The following is a 21,224-nucleotide window of genomic DNA, read 5'->3' as shown; positions in this document are numbered from 1 at the left end:
ATCCCCGGGGATTCCTCGGCCGCCGCTCCCCCAACAGGTGCCGGGACTCTTTCATCCTGCGCACGGCCCCGTCCGGTAAGAAGTAGTTGACAGCACGACAAACTATGTCGATACTTTATTAGAGGGTACGTATGTCTTACCGCCAGGCTGCGTGCCGGATTACGGCTCGGTGGGCTTCGCCGTCCGGCACCACCCACCGACGCAGCACCGACGAGGAAGTTAGGTCATCGGCATGCGCAGGCACTTATTCCCGAATCTCTCCGCAGGTCCTGAACGGATTACGGTGGCGCGGCGCAGGCCCACCCGATCGCCCCTGGCGGGTCACCACGCCCCTGGACCGGAATCAAACCCCGGGGGCAGGAAACGGACAATCACGCTCGGCGGAGTGTTTCCCTCCCTGATCGTTCCTGCTCTCATACTAATCCTGGCATTTCCGGCCAGTGGCGAGACGGCAAAGCTGTCGCTGGAGTACTTCTCGGAACGACCGCGTGTTGAGACCGTCACCCGGGCCGGGCAGGTATTTCACAGAGTCACCATGCCACAGGCACAGCCCTGCGGCAACCCGGGACAACCCGCGCTTCCTGCCCGGGCCGCGCGGATTTTGCTGCCGCCGGGCACCGACGCAGCGGACATCGAAGTCGAGCCGGGCGAGGCAGTACTGGTCGGCAGCGGCTTTACCGTTGAACCCGTACCTCATCCCGTAAGGCTCTCACGGCCCCTTCAGGGGATCACTCTGCCCCTGACAGATAGCACCGTCTACTCTCTCGACATTGCCTGGCCGCAAGCACCCTATGAAGCAACAGGCACCTACAGCTTCCGAGGCTATCGAATCCTGATACTGAAACTCCAGCCGGTCCAGTGGGTCCCGTCAACCGGCGAGCTTTACTACTTCCCTCAGATGAGCGTAGTCGTCAATACCACGGGCAGCGGCACGCTGAACCCGTTGTTACGGGATCGAGTGGATGACGTCTCCGAAGTCCGTGACAGAGTGGACAATCCGGAAGCACTGAGCTATCACCAGACCGGACTGCAAGGGGCGGGCAGTGTCGATCTGCTCATACTCACCACCTCCGAAATGGCGCCCGCCTTTCAGGAGTTGAAGATCTTTCATGACACCACCGGCGTGCCGACGGAGATACGCACCATCGATGAGGTGGGAAGCACGGACCCTTCGGCGATACGCGACTATATCAGGGACCGGTATCTCAGCGACGGCATCCAGTACGTGCTGATCGGTGCTGATGACGATGTCCTGCCGGCGGTGGACCTGTACGCCGAGGCGGTAGCCATTGGCGACCCGGGGTGCTGTCAGGAATATCGTATGCCGGCTGACCTGTACTTCGGGTGTCTGGACGGCACGTACAACTTCGACGGCGACTCTCTCTGGGGGGAGCCGAACGACGGCGAAGGCGGCGGAGATGTTGACCTCATGGCCGAAGTGTACGTGGGCCGGGCGCCGGTCGACGATACCGCCGAGGCCAGGCGATTTGTCGACAAAACCATCAAGTACGTTACCTGCCTGACCCCCTACCTGGCCGACGCGCTCCTGCCCGGCGAGTGGATAGGCCACGGCGGTGACGGAGACTGGGGCGCGAATTTTCTCGACGAACTTGTGGACAGTTGCACCGCCAACGGATACTCGACAATCGGCATTCCGTCATCCAGCTATGAGATCGACAAACTGTACGACTTGACGTGGCCCGATCCGTCGGAACCGGGATGGCCGGTCTCGGAGATCGTGGAACGTATCAATCGCGGAGTACATCTTATCTCCCACTACGGCCACTGCAATCCCGACATATGCATGAAGATGACCAGGGAAACAGTGATGCAGCAGCTCACTAACGTTCACCACCCGTTCCTCTACTCCATCGGTTGTCACGCCGGGGCGTTTGACTATTTCTGTGACTTCGCCCCCTGGCTCCAGGACTGCCTGGAGTGCAACGGAGAGTACCTGACGATCAAGACCGATCACGGCGCCTTCGCGGCGATTTTGAACGCCCGGTACGGCTGGGGGGGACATGAGACGACCGATGGTCCATCCCAGCGCTTTGCCCGGGAGTTCTGGGACGCCGTGTATAACCCGCTGGAGGCGAAGACCGAACTCGGCCGCGCCAACCAGGATTCCAAGGAAGACAATCTCTTCCGAATCAACGAGAATGCCATGCGCTGGTGCTACTATGAACTCAACCTGTTCGGTGATCCGACCGTCTCGATTCGCGATGCGTACATTTGTGATGACCGCGACAACGACCACGAGTGCAATGAATTCGACAACTGCCCGAATGTCAGCAACCCTCACCAGGAAGACGCCGACGGTGACGGGGTCGGTGACGCCTGTGATACCTGCACCGATACCGACGGCGACGGTTACGGTGATCCCGGTTATCCGGCCGCCACGTGCGAGGAAGACAACTGCCCCTCGATGGCCAACCCGGGCCAGGCGGACGCGGACGGCGACGGCGTGGGGGACTCGTGCGACAACTGCTCTGGGGCATATAATCCCGGGCAGACGGACCTTGACGGTGACGGTATTGGAGACAGTTGCGACGTTTGCACCGATCCGGACGGCGACGGCCTCGGCAGTCCCGGTTTTCCTGCCACTACCTGCCCGCCGGACAACTGCCCCGCCGTGTACAATCCGGGCCAGGACGACGCCGACGGCGACGGAATCGGCGACAGTTGTGATACATGCACGGACAAAGACGCGGACGGTTTCGGCGACCCGGGTTTTGCCCTGAACACCTGCCCGGTGGACAACTGTCCGGAGGACTACAATCCGGACCAGGATGACGCCGACAACGACGGGACCGGGGATGCCTGCTGCTGCACCGGACTGACGGGCAATATCGATGCCGATCCGCAGGATGTGACCGACATCGGTGACCTGACGCGCCTGATCGGCTACCTGTTCATCGCCGGAGATCCTCTCCCCTGCCCCGCCGAGGCCAACACGAACGGTGATTCGCCGGGCGATATTGACATTGGTGACTTGACCGTGCTTATCGACTTTCTGTTTATCAGTGCGACCCCGCTTTCGCCGTGCCCCTAGTCATCAGTCCTTCTTCAAAGCGGCCCCGCACCGATTTCGGAGCCACCGGACCTGCCCGGCGGAACATTTTGGTTGCATAACCTGTTAACTATACTATATTTAAGCACGAATGCTTCCACAAAGTATAGCCCCGGACCGTCAGTAGAAAAGGTCACCTATCCGGCTATCGGTGACCGGGTACGAAAGCTATGAAATACCTGGGTATATTTTGTCTGAGCGTATTGGTTACGGCGCTCAATCCGGCAGCCCGTTCGCAAGGCGAGGGTTTACCTGCCGGCGGAGTCGTGCCCGGGAAATTCCTGGTCAAGCTCTCCCCCCGCGCCCAGGCCTCGGTGCTTCGACTGGCTCTGGCCGGCGAAGAACGTTTGGAGCAGTTGTCACCGGTGAAGGTGCGCTCCGAGCTGGCCGGGTCGGCCGAGTGGGATCGCTGGTACACGTTCTACAGCGGTCAAAGTGACATTTCCCCGGACGACATTATTGGTAAACTCGGCGCAGAGAACGTCGAGCACATCGAGCAGGACCGTGTCCTGACCTTCTTCGGCTTCCCAACCGATCCCCTTTTCCCGTTGCAGTGGCACCTGCACAACGATGGGCAGGCTTATCTCGGGATCGAACGCCGTGACGGGCAATTTAATGACAGCCTTCGAGCCAAGCAGGGGACTCCGGGGGTCGACATCGGTCTAACGTCTCTCTATGAGACGCCGCCCCTGCCGAACGCATCGGTGGTGGTAGCGGTCGTGGACGGCGGTGCAGACCTTACCCACCCGGAGCTGCAGAACCGGTTCTGGCAAAATCCGGATGAGATTCCCGGTAACGGGATCGACGACGACCACAACGGTTTTGTGGATGACACGCTGGGCTATGACATATCGGGCGACTCACTGGATTACTTCAACTACGTTGGGGACAATGATCCCACTGATATAGTCGGGCACGGCACGCACATCGCGGGAATCGTGGCCTCGGCCGCCGACGGCTACGGCATTGTCGGGGTGGCCCCGCTTGCGGAGATAATGCCGGTAAAGATCCGCCCCAACGCGACCAGCGCGGTGGGTGCGGCCGGTATCGCGTATGCGGTCAATGCCGGCGCGGACGTGATCAACCTGAGCTGGGGCTCACCGTATGAATCGTTTCTGCTCAACGATGCCATCACGTTTGCACGACGGAACGGCGTCTTCGTCGCCATTGCGGCAGGCAACAGCGCTTCCAGCGACCCCCAGTACCCGGCGGCCTTTGACTCGGCCTTTGCCGTAGCCGCCGGCAACTCTGACGGGTATATGACTTCCTTCTCCTCCTGGGGTCCGGGCGTTGACCTCGTGGCTCCGGGCGAGGACATCCTGTCACTGCGCGCCGCCGGTACGGACATGTACACGGCGGCGGGGGAACCCGGTGTGCACATCATCGGCGAGGACAGCCTTTACTACCTGTCCGACGGGACGTCGATGGCGGCGCCGATGGCGGCCGGAGCCGCGGCGCTGCTGCTGTCCTATCGCCCCGACCTGGCCCTTAACGAGCTTGAAACCTTACTCCGGCTGGGTGCTGATGACATGCTCGATCCGTGGAACCGGGGTGACAGCCTGCCCGGTCCGGACACGGTGACCGGCTACGGATACCTCGATATTGAGGCCTCGCTCGCCCTTCTGGACGGCGGCAGTGTTTTTATTGCCTGGCCCGTCAATCGCCAGAGGCACGTGGATGAGGTAAGTGTCAAAATCGCCACCGTGGCCGGCTATTCCGGCGGGTGGAGTCTGGAGTACTCGCTCGACCCGCAGGCCGGACCGTGGCTGCCGCTGGCGTCGGGCGGCACGCCGCCGGTTGACTCCGTCGCCTACACGTTCGGCTCCGGTGATCCCAGCGGCCACATATACTTGAGGCTGATCGATGATTTCGGCTCCGAGCACGTGACGAGTTTCACGTTTGTCAACGGGACCCGACTGGAGATCACGTATCCTCAGACCAGCGAAGAATTCGACTACAGCATCCCTATTGTCGGCAGCGTGTACGGGCCCGACCTGGATTCCCTGACCATATCGTACAACCATCTCGGCGAGCCACTGATCCGGCTTGCCTCCCTGACGGGTGAGTATTTCGATTCTCTCATTTTCCTCTGGAATTCATCAGGTCTCGACCCCGGCGACTACACGGTCGTCATTGACGGCTTCTTTGGTCCGCAGGTACTTTCCGATGCCGTCACGATCGTGATCCGCTCGGCCTTTGCCTCCGGCTGGCCCCAGGTTCTTACCGGGCGCGGTGCATATACCGCCGCCTGCGCCGACCTGGACGGGTCCGGGACAAAGGAGATAGTCGTCGGCACCGCGGCGGGGTTGAACGTATTCCGGTTTGACGGGTCGCACGTCGACGGTTTCCCCGTTCTGCCCGAGTACGACTGCCGTTGCGTCCCGGCCATTTACGATATTGACCGCGACGGAAGAAGGGAGATCATATTCACGTATAAGGACGGCATTTATGCCGTCAACCACGACGGGACTCCTGTCCCGGGCTGGCCCAAATTCTGGGAGATCGACAATATCGGGTCCGGTTTCCCGCAGCCGGTCATCGCGCAACTCGGTATTTACGAGGACTCGGCGATCATGTGCGTCGTCGACGACGGGACGGTTATCGCGTACCATTTCGACGGCACTCCGTATTTCTACTCTCTGGGCGGCTGGTTCGCATCATTCAGCCAGCAGCCGGCAGGTTCATTCTTCTGGGGCAGCAATGCCGTTTCGTCCACTGACCTCACCGGCAACGGCCAGAACGAGGTCGTGGTCAGTCAGTCGTCTTCAGGTGTGGGCGTCTTCGACGGACGCACGGGACAGCCGGCCTTTGACCGGCCGACCCCGGATGTGATCAGGACATCGGGCACCTATGGTACGATTCTGGCTGACCTGAACCACGATCAGTTGCCGGAGGCAATCTCGGTAGGGTACGATTCTGTCGGGATGCGTCACATCTATGTAAAAACCAGGGGGGTCGACGACCTTCCCGGCTGGCCGGTGGACCTGCCGGACGTGGCCGGATATCGCGGATCCTACCCGATGGTCGCCGATCTTGATCTCGACGGCGGCCTCGAGATCCTGTGTACTTTTTTCGAATTCGACGTATCGGCGCTGTATGTATTTCGCGCCGACGGCTCGCCCTACATGGCCTCCAGCGAGGGACCGGTGGGCGAAGTCTACCGAAGGTCGGTGACGTTTGGTGCGCCCATTGTCGCCAACCTTAACGGCGACGAGTACCCCGAGATAGCTATTCGATCCGGTTACATCCTGCCCGGGACCGGGCACGAGCAGCTCCATATTCTGGATCATACCGGCACGCCGCTGCCGGGCTGGCCCATTTACACACCCACACGGCCCCAGCACGTCTTTTCAACCATGTACACGCCCCTCGTGGATGACATCGACGGCGACGGGCTGGTGGAGCTGATTCTCGTGGGAGGGGCCAACGACGTGTACGTGTGGAATTTCGATGCCTCGTCAGATAGCGGCCACAACGTCGGCCGCCTTTTCGTCAATAACTCGAACTCCGGAATATACGGCGAGTTCGATGGCCCCCCCCACGTGCCCACTCATGTGCCCGACCGCAGGGATCAGCTTCCCGCGGCGTTTGTGCTGCGGCAGAACTACCCCAACCCGTTTAACCCGAGCACGACGATAGAATTCTCGCTTGCGGTCAAGTCGGTTGTTACGCTACAGGTGTTTAACGTTCTCGGCCGGCTTGTGTCAACACTGGTGGACAAGGAGCTTCCGGCCGGAGAACACGTGGTCACGTTTGACGGATCTCCCTATGCCTCGGGCACGTACTTTTATCGCCTGCGCGCGGGAGACCGGAAGATGGCACGCAAGATGGTCCTGGTGAAGTAATGAAACGGACGGCAGTCATTGTCATTGTCGCGCTTGCCCTGGCCGCGCCGGCGCAGGCGCTTATCAGCAGCGAGCCTGACCAGACGCTGCTCTGGAACGACTTCAGCGGCGTCACCGTCATTGACACGTTTCTGGTGGCAACGGCCGACGCCGGCGTGGTAGTGTGCCGTTACGATTCCTCCAGCGCCATGTTTGAGCCGATTAATCATCTCTTCCTCTCCGCCCGGCCGATGACGCGCAGGTTGTTCGGTGATATTCTGGTGATTCGTTCCACCGTTGACATTCTCTATTTTCTCGACCTGTCGGATCTGCCGGAGATCACGCTGCTCGGACGGGCCGATCTCGAGGTTGAATTCTACGATTACGCGCTCGACGGTGACGATCTGTACATATGCGCCGGATTCAAGGGGCTGTTCCGCTATCGCCTGCGGGATTACAACTCGGCGGAGTTCGTCGATTCCAGCATGATCGGCGCGCACTACGTAAGAGTCCAGATCGACGGTAACCGCATGTACGCGCTCGACGATTACAACGGTGTGCTGACATATAACATTGCGGGAGACGGATTCGGCGTCTTCGAACACTTCCTCTACCTGCCCCGCCAGGCGAAGGAGCTGATCGGTGCGGGTCCCGAACTAGCTATCCTGCTGGCTACCTCCAGCGATATCCTGATGGCCCAATGGTCCGACTCGGCGCTGGTGGTCTCAGACACCGTCAGACCCAAGTACAACCCGAGTACCGCGTTTTTCCTCGACTCGCTGGTGTTGTCCATCGGCTGGCGGAATTCGTATTTCGACCGGATCAACCGCAATACCGGCGCGCGATACAGCTATTCGCTGGCCGCTGGACTTTCCGACGAACTGCAAGGGGATACCATGACGCTCAGCGGGGATCGGCATGTCGTTTTGCCGTCAGCCGACGGCGGGCTGCGCGTTTTGAACATCGAAATTCAGCCCGGTACCATTAACGCCGCCCCTGCGTATGCCCGTCCCGGTCCGGTCCAGGCGCTGTTTCTCCATGACGGCCGGCTTTACACCGGCGGTGCGGGCAACCCGCTGGACGTGTACTCGCTCGGTTCGGACCTGACACCCACCGCCGAGTTCACCGTGTTCCCCGGCCTGACTGACGTGCGAGCGGCGTCGCACCAGGGGGATTCCGTATTCATCCTCTATCCCGAGGCCGAGGCGATTTTCCTCATGGCGATCACGCCGGACGACCTCGTCCTCGACACGCTGCTGCCGGCTCATCCCGAACTGACCTGGAACGTCAAGTACAACCGCCAGCAGGTAGGTGAATTCCGGTCCGTCTTCGGTATCGGAAGCAGCCACCTGGACGTGTATGTTTTCTCGGATACGGTTGACATCACCAAGCTGGACATCCTCACCGCCCTGGCCCCCATCCTTGACGTGGAAATCTTCGATTCCCTGCTCGTGTTCTCGACGGCCAAATTCGAGCTGTGGGTATATCGCATCTACGACGATTTCTCGCTGGAATTCCGCTCCACCCTTCACATCGGTACCCGGATTACGGACCTCGTCCCGCTGCCGCCGGATACGGCCGGGGGCCTCCCGAGTCGACTGGTCGGATTCGACTACAACCAGATGTGGCTCTTCGACCTCGCCGATCCGGCCCATCCGTCGATTGACGACGTGATCCTCCTGCCGGTCGGTGCGGCGGCATCGGTCGTTGAAGACGAGTTGCTGTACACAATCTCAGCGGCGGGGATCGGCATCTTCGACATTACAGACACGGTGCCGGTCCTGCTGGACTACGGCGGCCTGGGCGGCAGCCTGATCGCAGCCGAAGACGGCATTGTCGCCGTGTCGGACGGCGAGGGCGTACACTTGTTCGATCTGCGTGAATATTCCACGGCCGGGACGGCCGTGGCGGTCCGGAGCGCCGACGTGTTCCAGCTGCGTAACTATCCCAATCCGTTCAATTCGTCGACGGCCGTCGCATACAACCTGGCGAAGGCCGGTCACGTCCGGCTGACCGTGTACAATCTTCTGGGTCAGCACGTCGCTACCATCGTGGACGAGTTCCAGACCGCCGGACCCCACAGGGTCGTATGGACGGCGCTTAAGAGCGATGGCCGGGGGGTAGCCACGGGAATATACTTCTACCGGCTGACGGTTGGGGACCAGACCGAATCTCGAAAAATGCTGCTTGTCAGGTAAAGCAGTCGCCCCGATTCCGGCAGGCAAGGTGAGACATCATGAGCGTCAAATCTCCCATCTTCACGGTGCTCATAATCCTGGCGTTCCTTGGACCGCCGGCCCGTGCGGCCACTTTTGCGGTCGATGACGCCGGTGACAGCCACGACGTCGTGCCCGGGGACGGCGTATGCTCGAACGATTCAGACCCGTCGGTCTCTCGTTGCACGCTGCGGTCGGCGCTCGAGGAGGCAAGTGCGCTGGCCGGACCCGACACCGTGGTGATACCGGGGGCGGTCTCCCCCATCTACGTCTCGCTCGGCCCCCTGGTCTGCACCGGCGACAGCACGGTCGTCAGGGGTGACGGCTCGTTTCCGGCCGTCGACGGCACCGATACCCCCTTCGCCTCGCACCTGTTTCACGTCCTGTCGAACGGCAACCGCATCGCCGGGCTGACAATCCGCCGGTCGCGGCATCACGGTGTCCTGATCGAGGGCGCGGACAACGTTATCGGGGGCGAGACCGATGCTGACAGGAACATCCTGATTTCCAACGGCCAGGACGTTACCGGCAGCGCGGCCATCGCCATTATCGGTACGGCGGCTGCCGGAAACCGGATCAAAGGCAATTATATCGGTCTGGCCGAAAACGGCACGACGGTTCGGCCGAACCGCAACGGCGTGTACCTGTCGGCAAGCGCGCATGACAACCTGATTGACGGTAATGTCATCTCAGGCAACGAGGACTGCGGCCTTATCCTGTCCGGCGGTGCTTTCGACAATACAGTGACGTCAAACACTATCGGCCCGGATGTTACCGCCTCGCTCGGTCCGGGCAATGCCAAAGACGGTATATTGATCGAGGGCAATGCCGACGAGAACCGGATCGGCTCCGAGTTGACGGCCGGAGGCAACCTGATCTCCCTGAACGGCGGTAACGGGATCAGCATCGTGGGGGCACACGGAAACGCGGTGTCAGGCAACAGAATCGGAGTGGACCTTTCGGGGCGACACGCCATCGGCAACGGAAGAGCGGGCATTTGCATTGCGGACGGTTCCACGGAGAACGTCATCGGCGGGACGACCTCGGAGGAGGTCAACGTGGTCTCCGGTAACCTCGGCGACGGCATCCTTATTCGCGGGCGAGGCACTGCCGGAAACATCGTTAGCGGCAGCTACATCGGTGTCGGTATCAACGGAGTTAGTCCGCTCGGTAACGGTGTCAACGCCGGCCACGGGGTGAGAGTCGACTCGGGCGCCAGCAACAACGTTATCGGCGGTCCTGAAGTCGGCAGCGGGAACGTTATATCCGGCAACGTGAGCGCCGGAGTCTGCATCACGGGAGCCGGCAGCAACAACAACCGCGTGACAGGCAACTTTATCGGCGTCAACGTCTACGGCACGAGTTCCCTGCCGAACGGGACCGGTGTAATGATTCGCGACGCCGCCAGTGGTAACGTGATTGGCGGCTTGACGTCGGATGACGGCAACCTGATCTCCGGCAATCGCGGCGACATCTTCCCGTTCGGGTGCGGTGTGCTGATCAGCGACCCGGGTACGGCCTCCAATGTTGTCAGCGGCAACTATATCGGCCTCGATCTCACCGGCACACGGGCTCTGCGCAACGGCAGCGCCGGCGTCGTTATCGGTCACGGAGCTGCCCACAACACGATCGGCGGCGAAACGACCGGGCAGCGCAATATCATCTCCGGCAACGGGGTGGGCAGCTTCTCGACCAGCCTGGGGCGCGGCGTGCACATATTCGGGCCGGGCACTTCGTTCAACCGAATCATCGGCAATTTCATCGGCACCAGCGTTGACGGCGACTCGCGGGTCGAAAACATCGGCCATGGCATCGGGCTTTTCGCCGCTGCCGCGGACAACGACATCGGGGGCGGCGGGCCGGAATCAGGCAACCTGGTGGCCATGAACGGCGCTCACGGTATCGTGATCAGCGGGCAATCATGCCGTTCCAACCTGGTCCGGTACAACAGCACGTTTGAAAACGACAGCCTCGCTATTGCGGTCCGCGACGGTGCGCAGGACGGCGTCACTCCCCCGGTTATAACCAGCGCTTCCGCCGACGAGATCGCGGGCTTTGGTGCGCCGCCGGACGGCCGGGTCGACGTCTACCTCGTGGCGCCGGATCCGTCCAATCGGGGCGAAGGTGTCAGCCTGGTCGGAAGCGCCTTGGCGGGCCCGGATGGTTCCTTCCGAGTCACGCCGGCCGGTCTGGCCGAAGGCGATACGGTGAGCGCGGTGGCTGTCGACTCCGACAATAACACGTCGGAGTTCTCGGAGAACCTCCCGGTCACCGATGTCACGTCCGTAAACGAGGACGAAAGCGGGCATCCGGTCACGTACAACCTGTCGCAGAACTTCCCCAATCCGTTCAACCCGGCCACCACTATTCGTTTTTCGCTGCCGCGCGCGGCTGACGTTGATCTCCTTGTCTACAACGTCCTGGGCCGGAGAGTACGAACGCTCAGGCACCGGCGCTTCCCGGCCGGGGTTCACACGGTCACGTGGGATGGTACCGACGACGGGGGCAGCCCGGTCGCGAGCGGCACCTACATTTCACGGCTGACAGCCGGTGAATTTTCAGCGACGCACAAAATGCTGCTGCTGAAGTAAGCACCGAACGGCCGGGGCTCCGGCCCGCTATACTCGTCCTCACATATCGAAACCTTCATGGCCGGGTCAAAGCAGCCGATACATACAGGGTTGAGTTCGCAACGCGGGATATGAAGCGCCATTGGCGGCGTGTCCGTAATGGTAGGCACAACAACAGGATAGTGTTTGACAAAAGCCAAAAAGCTGTTATACTAATGTGATGACCGCTGATTCGGGAACGTTTCAGGCTTATCGGCGGTTAAGGCAATGAGAAAAGGCAGCCGTGTACTGGCGGTACCCTTCACCGTTCGAGTAAACATGGAAATAACTTTGCGACAACTCTGAGGAGTGCGATGCAAATTTCTCCAGGCAGATTACTTACAGCCCTTCTTGTGTTGGTATTGGCGACGTCCGCCGCTGCTGCGGATTCGGAATACACAATCAAACTGCTGACCGGTGATATAGTGCCCGCCCCCATGCGCGGCGTACCGTCGGCGGCCGCGGCACTGGAAGGTAAGCATATCCTTGTCCAGTTTGAGGGCCCGGTTACTGACTCCCGGAAATACCAACTCTCCGGCAGAGGCATCGAGTTGCTTGACTTTGTACCCAACTTCGCGTACACGGCCAGACTCAACAAAGCCGTCACACAGGAAACGATGGAAGATTTCGGGATACGATTCGTCGGTCCCTTGAAGCCCGAGTACAAGATTTCTCCAATGATTACCGAACTGGGCATTGCCGAGTGGGCCCGCCGCGGGGACGACCGGGTCCAGTTCGCCATCGTTATTCACCCCGATGAAGACATCGATGACTGGGCGAGCACATTTGAACGGGATTTCGGCGCTGAAGTCATCGGTACGGTGCCTTTCAGCGGCGTAATAGACCTAGTCGCCGATGAGATGATGTACTATCGATTCTCGGAGCTGGATGCCGTCGTCTGGATTGAGCAGGCCATGCCGTACCCGGTGGAGTTCAACAACTCGGCCCGCCTGAACACCGGCGCGGATATTGTCCAGGAGCCGCCGTTCAGCCTGACCGGTTCCGGCATAGTCGTGGCCGAGTGGGACGGCGGGCGGGCCGACCAGTCACACCCTGACCTCGGCACGCGCCGGGTGCATTCAATGGATAACGCCGGGCTTGCAACGCACGCCACGCACGTGGCGGGGACGGTCATGGGCACCGGCGAGCAGTCGGCCGGATTGTACCGTGGGATGGCTCCCGGTGCGGAACTGGCCACCCAGCTCTGGTGGAGCTCGTCCTCGGAAATGTCCAGCGAGTATGCTGCCGTTATCAGTGCGTACGGGGCCTCCGTGTCAACAAATTCCTGGGGCTACGGCGTGGATCCGGTGTCACCGTCAAACTGCGCAAGCATGCTCGGCAACTACTTCAGCGTGAACACGACGATCGACAACCTCGTCCGAGGGGCCGCCGGAGCTCCCATCACTATCTGCTGGTCCGCCGGCAACCAGCGATCCCACGGCTCCGACTATTGCGGTTCCATCGGGTGGGAATACAACACGGTAACGGCGCTGCCGTCGGCCAAGAATGTCATCACTATCGGAGCCATTACGTCCTTCAGCGATGCCATGACGAGCTTTTCCTCCTGGGGTCCGACCGATGACGGCCGCATCAAGCCCGACGTCGTCGGCCCGGGGTACAATATTACCAGTTGTCGACTGACCTCCGGCTACACCACCATGAGCGGCACCTCGATGTCGTGTCCGGCCGTGGCCGGTGTCGTCGCCCTCCTCCAGGAGCAGTACAACCGTGAGATCGGCGGCGGCGCGCTGCTGTCTTCGACCGTCCGTGGCATTCTCATCAACACGGCCATCGACCTTGGCAACACCGGGCCGGACTACTCCTACGGGAACGGCAAGGTGAATGCGGTCGGGGCCGCTACCAAGATGGGTATCGGCGAACCGTCGTGGGTTCAGGATGAGATGTCCACGGGTGAAACGGACGTTTATGACATTACCGTTACCGGCAGCGCCGAGGTGCTGAAGGTCACGCTGGTGTGGGATGACCCGGGCGGCATAGCCAGTTCCAGCCAGGCGTTGAAAAACGATCTCGACCTGATTCTAATTGATCCTTTCGACTCCGAAAGGCAGCCCTGGGTGCTTAACCCCTCCAGCCCGAGTGCGCCGGCCACCAGAGGCGAAGACCACTTAAACAATGTTGAGACGGTCGAGGTGGTCAACCCTGTGGCCGGCCTGTGGAAAGCCGCGGTCAGAGGGTACAACGTCCCGTACGGGCCGCAGTCATATTCACTGATCTTTACTCCCGACTCGTCGTACACCCCGGGCAACCTGAGGGCCGTGGCGGCCTACCCCGGCGGCGACGTCTCGGCCGACCCGGGTACTCCCGCCACGGTGGAGTTCTGGGTGTCAAACGTCGGCGAAATGTTTGACTCGCTGCAGGTCCAGATCAACGATGATTCCCTCTGGCTGCAGTCGACCGTTGACACGGTGGTTTACCTGAACCCGTATGACTCCGCCTACTTTGTTCTGCTGGCCGACGTCCCCGGGGACGCTCCGGCCGGTCTGGAGACTCACGTAACCTGCCATACCGCCAGCCTGACAAGCCCCCAGGCGGTCGACCAGGGTACGGTCACCGTATCCGCCAGCGCCGTTTATGTGGTCAGCCTGACGACACCCCCGGAAGATACCGTGACTTCACCCGACTCGTACTGGTTTGAGACCACGGTGGGCAACGAGGGGAACGCTACGGACGTCATCACCGTCACGCCCGACGACGAACTGGGTTGGTCCTTTATGCCACCCTCACAGGATGTACCGCTTGCCTCGCTGACGAACACGGTTGTAGGCTTTACCGTATCGGTTCCTCCGGAAGTTCCGGACATGGCCGTCAATCACGTCACGCTGGTAGCGGAAAGCTCCGGCGACGCGGCAGATACGGTCGTATTCCCGATCGTTGCCGAAAATGGTGTCTTTCCACCGACCCTGGTGTCACCGGAGCCGGTGGTTTACACGGGGCAGCGCGTCCACACCTTCGAGTGGTCGAGCGAACCTTCCGTCTCTTACAATCTGTATATTGCAACGAATGCCCAGATGAGCAGCCCGGTGCGCTTATATACGGGGATCCCGGGCACCACGTTCGCGATGCCCCAGGCCGACTCGCTGGCGGACGACACGTACTTCTGGGCGGTACGCCGGTACGTGGAGGGCGACTCGTCATCGCTGCAGCTCAGCCCACGGGAAATCGTCGTGGATAACCAGGCGCCCGCCGATCCGATCGCCGACTGGCCCAGCGACGTGTACGTAAAGACGAAGATATTCACCTTTGCCTTCAGCGAGTCGGTCACGGGGCCGTTCGGCGACGCTCCCGAGTTCGCCCTGTTGCAGCTCTCGCAGGATCCGGATTTCGTGGCCGGTGTGTTCCAGTATGACTCGATAAGCAGTTTCAGCATGGAGTTACCGGACCCGACGGACGACGGCCGCTGGTTCTGGCGCGTCCAGCGCTTTGACCTGGCGGACAATTTCTCAGCCTTCTCGTCCGGAGCCACGTTTGTTATCGACACGGAGGCTCCGGCCCTGCCTACGCTCGTCCTGCCTGAGAATGATGCCGTCCTGGATACCGACTCGGTGTCAATCATCTGGCGGCCCGATCAGCCGGCGCCGCACGAGGAATCCCCCGAGTACTACTACCTGCACGTATCGAACCGGCCTGACTTCGTCGATTTCTCGACTTTCCAGGGCTATATCTGGGATACAGTGAAGGTGCTTCCGCCCTCCGCCCTGGAAGAGGGCAGGACGTACTGGTGGCGGGCGAAGGCTTTTGACTCGGCCGGGTTCTCCACTGAGTACAGCCAGCCCTTCAGCTTCGGGTACCATACGTTTACTTGCGGCGACGTCGACGGTAACCGGGAGGGCCCGGATATCGGCGATCTGACGTACCTGATCGGGTATCTGTTCGTGGACGGTCCCGAACCCGTGCCGTATGAGGCGGGATCGGTGGACTGCGACGAGTTGGTTGACATCGGGGATGTTACGTACCTCATCGGATTCCTGTTTATAGACGGGCCTGATCCCTGCTGCCAGTGATTCCGAGAAGGCAGAATTTTGCACAGAAAGAGGGCCGATCGCGTGATCGGTCCTTTTTTTTGCGGACGGTCAACAAAAGTCGATGCCCCCGCGGGGGGTTTTTCCTATGTTCCGGCAACGGCAGTGTCAGACGAGAACTCACATGAGGCAGCTTTCATCTCCCGGCGCCTCCGCATGGTAGATGAGCAGATAGCCCGGCGAGGCGTGCGAGACTCGGCGGTGCTTGCCGCCATGCGCACGGTTCCCCGGCACCTCTTTGTCCCGCCTGAATACATCGATGAGGCCTACCAGGACTGCCCCCTGCCGATCGGTCACGAACAGACCATCTCGCAGCCCTATATCGTCGGCTCGATGACGGAACATCTGAACCTGAGCGCAAACAGCCGGGTACTTGAAGTCGGCACGGGCTCCGGCTACCAATCGGCGGTTCTGGCGGAAATCGTCCGCGAAGTGTTCACGGTCGAGGTCATCCCGGAATTACACGACCGGGCCTGTGAACTGCTGGACCGTCTGGGTTATGGGAATATCACTGCCAGGCTCAGTGACGGTTCGGGCGGCTGGCCGGAGCACGCCCCCTACGACGGCATTATCGTCACGGCCGCCGCCCCGCAGGTACCCGCCATGCTGACCGAGCAACTGGCGCCGTCCGGCCGGCTGGTCATCCCCCTGTCGGCCGGCAATAGCTACTGCCAGGAGTTGTACCTGATCTGCCGAACACCGGAAGGCATCACGAAGCACTTCTTGTACGACGTGCGATTCGTGCCGATGCGCGGCCAGGTGGAAGAATAACCGGGCGGCAAAAGATTCTTACCCTACCCAGCGGCATAAGAGGGCGGCGGCGTAAGCTGCGGGATTGCCGATGGCGTAGCCCAGCAGGGCCATCAGGACGGACACCGGGACCAGGGCCGGTTTATGATATGCGGCCACAATCGGCGCCGATGCCGCGCCGCCGATGTTGGCTGCTGACGATATGGCCGCCGTGTGAACGTCAACGCGAAAGAGCCTTGCCGCTCCCAGCAGCACGCCACCGTGAATGAAAATCCAGATGTAGGCACCGAGAAGAAACCAGAGAACCGAGGCGTCCAGGCCGCTCAGGTCGGCCTTGGCTCCCATCCGCGCCACGAACAGGTAAACAAGCGCCATGGAAAAGGCATGCGATCCGGGGATCCTGCTGGCCCCGGTAAAGGACAGCCCTACTCCGAAGACGGTCACGAGCAGGATCTTATACGTGTTGGCCGACACAATTATCTGCCCTGAAGAGGTTCTGACCGGCTCGATGTGTCCGGACAGAAAGATGCACAAAACGGTGACGGCAAAACCGATGAAGATCAGGTACAGGAAGTGCCTCATTTCCATGGGGCCCTTGTCGACGGTCAACTCTTTGGCCGCGCGCTCCATCCGCTCAAGCCGCTGCGATGACACCCTGGTGAACCGGTGAAACCACCGCGCCAGGTTCTTCGAACCGAGCATTATGGGCAGCCAGATCAGATACACGGCGTTATCCGCGATAACGGCGTACCCGAACTCCACGGAGCTTTCGTCGAGATCTACCATCTGTCCGACGGCCAGCATGTTGCCGGTGCCGCCGATCCAGCTTCCGGCCAGTGCTCCGAACGCCTTCCAGGCTTCCGGGCCGAGGCCGTGGCTGACCAGAAAGTACGCGATCGGAGCCCCCACCATCACCCCGAGCGTTCCCATCAGCATCACGAAGATTCCCTTACCCATCACCCTGACGGTGGCCAGGAGGTCGACCTTCAGCAACATGATTACCAGGAACATCGGCAGCACGTTGTCGCCCATGAAATCATAGACCGGCGCACTGCTGGGAATCAGCCCTGAGTTGGAAAGCCCCACCGGCACCAGGTAGATGAACAGCAAGGGTGGAAAGTAGTTGAACAGCGTCCAGCCGGTCTTCTTTTCGAGGAAAAAGAAGAGCGACGTTACGGCTGCAAGGATCGCCAGAATCCCGGCCGGTGAAGATATCAGCGCGCTGTCCATAGGTCTCCCGATGTCATACGGATCGCGACCAATTTACACGATCAGACCGCAGAATACAAATTGAAATTCCATATCGGCCGCCGGATGCGTATATTATCGCATGGCCGATCGAATCAGCCTCAAAGAGCATTACATTCTGGCCCGCTGCTGCTCCCCCGCGACCGGTGACGATATCACCGGTTACCACAGCCACGGCGAGTCCCTGAAAGTGCACCGCCGCGACTGCCCCAATCTGAGAAAGACCGAGCCGTCCCGGCTCGTGACGCTTGCGTGGGAGGACATCCTGGAGCCGGAAGTACCGCCCCCGGGAGAAGATTATGACCAGCTTGATGCGCTCGACATCGCCGTTTTGAAGCACCACCGGGACTGTGGTATCGACTACTCCCTGGTGGTTGCCCGATCGGTCGGTACGGACAAACAGACCGCCTTTGACAGGCATCGAAAACTGCGCTCTATGGGCTTGCTGTGCCGTGTCGAAGCCGTTATGGTACAGTACCGCAAGGGGATCACGGACAACAAATGGATCAAACATCGGAATCACACGTACTATGAACTCACCGGTAAGGGTCACCGATATCTTGACTACAGCCTCTCGCAGGACCAGGCGTGACAGAAATTGCGCGGCCTGCGACCGGCATTTCACGGCGCCGCTTTCGGCCGGTGCCCGGCCGATATCCTCGAACAATCAGCCGTGTCATCTGTTTATGCCATATCATGTATCATGTATACTGTAACTTTGTCTACATAAGGAGCACGTAATGAAACTCAGTCGAATCACTGCCGTCGTCGTGGTGTGCCTGATGCTGATGCTCGCGTCGGCGGTCCAGGCGCCCGCTGCCGTCGGTGATCACTCGTACTGGAAGAAAAAAGGTGCGGGCGCGACCGCAGATAAGACGTCCGCAAAGGGCAAGGAGAAACCGTTCTCGACGCTCATTAAGGACAAGGTTGAGATCGAGGGCCTGTTTACGTTTTACAGGGATACGGTGGACAACTCCGTGCTCATGTCGATCAAGCCGGAGCAGCTCGGTCCGGTATACCTGTGCGGCGAGTCGCGAACGCAGTCCGATGGGTACTTTTACGACAACGGCAGTATGGGACGCACTTTCCCGTTCTACTTCAAGCGGGTCGGTAACCGTATCATGCTCCTGGAAAAGAACCTGCGCATCCGGGCCGACTCCACTTCGGCCCTGCACCGGGCCGTAGGATCCGCTATCTCGGATCATCTGATTGCCGTCGCCGAGATCAATTCGAAGCCCGACAAGGAAACCAGCGCCGTGCTGGTCGATGCGGCGTCCCTCTTCGTTCGCGACGCCTCCAATACGGGTTATTTCGTGGGCCAAAGGCGCAAAACGGGCGTCGCCTTCGACAGCAAGAACAGTTATTTCGACCTTATCAAGTCGTTCCCGGCTAACAGCGAGATCGACGTCAAGCTGCACTTCAAGACCACGAATCCGCAGTCGGCGACGACGCTGCAAAACAACTACAGTTTCTTTCACACGTACCATTTTTCCCTGTCGGAGATTCCCGAGAGCGACTATATCCCCCGGCTGGGTGACGACCGGGTAGGCTATTTCCTGTCTCTCTACCAGGATTACAGTCGATTGGACCAGCAGAGCCCTTACGTTCGGTATATCGAGCGCTGGGATCTCAAGAAAAAGAACCCGGGAGCCCGCATTTCGGAGCCGGTCAAGCCGATCGTGTACTGGGTTGAGAATACGATTCCCGAGGAATATCGCGACGCCGTGGCCGAGGGGATCGAGTTCTGGAATCCCGCTTTCGAGAAGATCGGTTTTCGGAACGCGGTCGTGGCCAAGCAGATGCCGGACGACGCCGACTGGGACCCGGCCGACGTTCGCTACAGCACGGTTCAGTGGATGGTGCGGCCGGGAGGCGGATACGCGGTCGGCCCGAGTCGCGCCAATCCCTTCACCGGCGAGATTTTCGATGCCGACGTACGTGTCTCGGCCGACTTCATTCGCTTCATGTTCAATAACGCCGAGATGTGGGTCTCGCCCGTGTCGTTTGACGGCGCCCTGCCCGAGGGCCGCGACCTGTTTGAACCGGAGAACCGGCCACCGGCCGATCCGGCCTCTCCCTGGGCGTATGATTATGCCTACCAGTCGGCGCGCGAGGCCGCTTTCGGCCTTTCGTACCTGGTCGGTACCGGCGACCTGGCCGACAAGGACTCGCTTACGCAGGAATACGTTCATGCCTACATCGTCGAGTTGGTGGCACACGAGGTGGGACATACCCTGGGGTTCAGGCACAACTTCAAAGGTTCCACGATCCATTCCCTGGAAGAGATCAGCGACCGTGAATTCACGCGGCGGTACGGTCTGACCGGGTCGATCATGGATTACGGCCCGCCGAACATCAAGGTCCCGGGCTATCCACAGGGCGAGTTCTACGCCTCGGTGCCAGGGCCGTACGACTACTGGCTCGTTGAGTACGGCTACTCCGATTTCGGGGCCGCCGCGCCCGATGAAGAGTTGCCGAAGCTTCAGGAGATCGCTTCACGGTCGGGCGATCCCGACCTCGTCTACGCCACCGATGAGGACACCTTCGGGCGCAGCGCAAAGTCACCGGATCCGCTGGCCAACGCGCACGACATGGGCAGCAGCCCGCTCCGATTTGCCAGGCACCAAGTTGATCTGACTCGCGAACTGTGGCAGAACGCCATCAGGAAATTCGAGACGGACGGCCAGCGGTACCAGAAGATTTACTCGGTCTTCTCGACAGGCTGGCGATCGTACCGGACGGCCGCACAGATCGTGCCCAAGTACGTGGGCGGCCTGTACCGGCACCGCAGCCACATCGGGGATCCCGGCGGCAAGCTGCCGTTTGTCCCGGTTCCTGCCTCGGAGCAGCGAGCCGCTATCGCCTTCCTGAGCGACTACCTTTTCGCGCCGGACGCCTTCGACCTGCCGGCGGATCTGCTCAATAAGCTACAGCAGGAGAACCTCGAGGATTTCTCCTTCTCCGCCTATAGTGTGCCGCAGGTCGACTTTCCTTGGCACCAGACGGTCCTCGCGGTACAGAGCCTGGCCTTGCGCAATCTGTACAGCTCTTACGTGCTGGGACGGCTGATGAACAACCAGGAACGACTGGCCGAGGGCGAAGAGAAATACACGATGTATGACATGTTCACCGACGTTCGGCAGGCCATCTGGCAGGAGGTAGAGCAGCCCGCAAACGTCAACAGCTATCGGAGACCTCTGCAACTGGCTCACCTGTCCCAGCTGGTCGGTCTCTATCTTTCCAAGACCGGGGCATTCCCGTCCGACGCCGTTACGCTGGCGGCAAACGACCTGGACGTCCTTGAACGGGCGGCTCGGCAAGCCGTTGCTTCGTCATCGGTCGGCGGCATGACGGCGGCACATTTCAAGGAAGTGCTCCGGCAGATCGAGTCCGCCAAGAAGGCGCAGAGGGAATTCACGACGAAGTAGGCGCTGCCCGTAGTTTGACGGATTATCACAGTCTCGATT

Annotated in this window: 9 protein-coding genes; 8 read left to right on the top strand and 1 reads right to left on the bottom strand. The window is 60.6% G+C overall.

All coding sequences use genetic code 11. The annotated features are described in order from the left end of the window. Nucleotides 1-232 precede the first annotated feature (232 nt). From VMY05_00305 to VMY05_00280, 6 genes are all read left to right on the top strand, one after another. Nucleotides 233-3,052: a C25 family cysteine peptidase gene (locus tag VMY05_00305; GenBank protein HUV29518.1), complete on the top strand. Its 2,820-nt coding sequence runs from the start codon at nt 233-235 to the stop codon at nt 3,050-3,052. 188 nt (nt 3,053-3,240) lie between these two features. After that, a complete protein-coding gene (locus tag VMY05_00300) occupies nt 3,241-6,915 on the top strand; it encodes a S8/S53 family peptidase (protein ID HUV29517.1) in 3,675 nt (1,224 codons plus the stop codon). Beyond that, nucleotides 6,915-9,092: a T9SS type A sorting domain-containing protein gene (locus tag VMY05_00295; protein ID HUV29516.1), complete on the top strand. Its 2,178-nt coding sequence runs from the start codon at nt 6,915-6,917 to the stop codon at nt 9,090-9,092. Before VMY05_00300 ends, VMY05_00295 begins: the two co-directional genes overlap by 1 nt. A 38-nt stretch (nt 9,093-9,130) precedes the next feature. After that, entirely contained in the window at nt 9,131-11,701 is a 2,571-nt protein-coding gene (locus VMY05_00290; GenBank protein ID HUV29515.1) for a right-handed parallel beta-helix repeat-containing protein, read from the top strand. A gap of 380 nt (nt 11,702-12,081) precedes the next feature. Further along, entirely contained in the window at nt 12,082-15,741 is a 3,660-nt protein-coding gene (locus tag VMY05_00285; protein ID HUV29514.1) for a S8 family serine peptidase, read from the top strand. Nucleotides 15,742-15,864: 123 nt separating this feature from the next. Next, nucleotides 15,865-16,530 (top strand): protein-L-isoaspartate(D-aspartate) O-methyltransferase, encoded by a 666-nt coding sequence (locus tag VMY05_00280; GenBank protein ID HUV29513.1) that lies wholly within the window; start codon nt 15,865-15,867, stop codon nt 16,528-16,530. Nucleotides 16,531-16,548: 18 nt separating this feature from the next. Here VMY05_00280 and VMY05_00275 read toward each other — a convergent pair whose 3' ends face one another. Further along, on the bottom strand, nt 16,549-17,739 hold the full coding sequence (locus tag VMY05_00275) for a DUF819 family protein (GenBank protein HUV29512.1): 1,191 nt from the start codon (nt 17,737-17,739) through the stop codon (nt 16,549-16,551). A 100-nt stretch (nt 17,740-17,839) separates the two neighbouring features. Between VMY05_00275 and VMY05_00270 the strand changes: the two genes are divergently transcribed. Further along, on the top strand, nt 17,840-18,349 hold the full coding sequence (locus tag VMY05_00270; protein HUV29511.1) for a DUF2250 domain-containing protein: 510 nt from the start codon (nt 17,840-17,842) through the stop codon (nt 18,347-18,349). 148 nt (nt 18,350-18,497) lie between these two features. Further along, on the top strand, nt 18,498-21,185 hold the full coding sequence (locus VMY05_00265) for a zinc-dependent metalloprotease (protein ID HUV29510.1): 2,688 nt from the start codon (nt 18,498-18,500) through the stop codon (nt 21,183-21,185). The last annotated feature ends 39 nt before the right edge of the window (nt 21,186-21,224 follow it).

The organism is Acidobacteriota bacterium, from assembly GCA_035529075.1.
Taxonomy (GTDB): Bacteria; Zixibacteria; MSB-5A5; order GN15; family FEB-12; genus DATKXK01.
Note: the sequence above shows the minus strand (reverse complement) of the source record. Positions and strands in the feature narration are given on the sequence as shown.